1 protein-coding gene is annotated in these 1,453 nt (G+C 58.8%); it reads left to right on the forward strand.

Annotated features, from left to right (window positions below; all coding sequences use genetic code 11):
* Nucleotides 1-356 precede the first annotated feature (356 nt).
* The coding region (locus tag VZ95_RS16340; RefSeq protein WP_045776806.1) for an outer membrane beta-barrel protein at nucleotides 357-1,453 on the forward strand (1,097 nt) is incomplete at its 3' end.

Here is a 1,453-nt window from a genome sequence, read left to right on the forward strand (position 1 = left end):
TCACTGGAAAATGAGCGTCAGGCAGCATCCGTTTCGCGCCTCAATCTTAACGATTCCACAATACGCCCGGTGATACACTATGTCCTACAAATCATAAAGAATCACGCTTAGTCAATTGCTTATAGAAACATTCTCCAAAATCGGTTAAAGATACAGCGAACTGCCTGACTGTGGATAGTCGACCATGCCCTGCTCACCGCGCACGATCATTCGATATGCTTCCGCCCTCAGCCTTGTCGGCGTCCTGTTGGCGTCGATTTCGCCCGCTGTCGCCCAATATCAACGTCCGATTTTAGAGCAAAAACGCCCCGGCCATCGATCCCAGTGATCGAAAAGGCGAAGATCAGCCCGGCGTGATGATGCGCGCGTATCCCGACTATCAAGCGCCGGGGATGAGCGTCGGCGGCTTCACGCTGTTTCCGCGCCTTGTGACCGACTTTGGCTATTCCGACAATATTTACGCCCGCCCCACGGCCCCAAAAGCGAGCGCGATCGGCACAATTGCCCCCGAGGCGGTTTTGCGCTCCAACTGGTCGCGGCACACGCTGGACGCATCCGCCCGCGCCGAAGCCAAACGCTATGCCAGCGCGAAGGATGAAAACGCGGAGAATTACCGTTTCTCCCTCGGCGGCGGGCTCAACATCGATAGCGAATCGCAACTCACCGCCGCGATCCTGCGGGAGCGCCTCAGCGAGCTACGCGGCGATCCCGATACGCTGAACCGCGCAACGGAAGCCACCTCCTACGACACAAGCCGTGGGGAGGTTGGTTATTCTCAAACCTCCGGACGCTTCAATATTCGTTTGCGTGGGAACGTTCAAGATTTTGAGTTCCAACCGACGCCTCTGGGAGAAGGTCGGCAGGTCAGCGGCGATGAGCGGAGTTACATGACTTACGGTGCCTTCGGGCGGCTGAGTTACGAATTGAACCCCGATTTCACCCTGTTCAGCGAAGGCGGCTGGCGCGCCCGGCGCTATGATCGCCCGGCAGGCAATGGCCTGAAGAGCCGCGATTCGACGGGGCCAGAGGTTGGCGGCGGGGTCAATTTCGCCCTCAGTGCGCTCTGGTCGGGCGAGATTGCCCTCGGCTATGCCGAGCGGAACCTTGACGATGCTAATTTCGGCAGCGTCTCCGCCATGACGGCGCGGGCACAGCTTTTGTGGAACGTAACGCGCGCCACCTCTTTACGGGCACAAGCCCTACGCGGCATTAACGAGGTCGCTGTCGGCCCCAGCATCGCCTATCTCTCTACGACCTATTGGTTTGGGCTGGAGCATCAACTGCAATCCGATTTGCTGATCGGGGCCAATGTCTCGACCCGGTACCTCGATTACGAGCGGAGCCGTGACGCCGCCGATATTCTTTCGGTTGGTGCCCGCGCCACTTGGTTCATCAACCGTAGCTTCCAAGCCCAAGCTGAAGTGAATTTCAGCCGCCGCGACGGCACGCAGAG

The organism is Elstera litoralis (genome assembly GCF_000963705.1).
Taxonomy (GTDB): domain Bacteria; phylum Pseudomonadota; class Alphaproteobacteria; order Elsterales; family Elsteraceae; genus Elstera; species Elstera litoralis.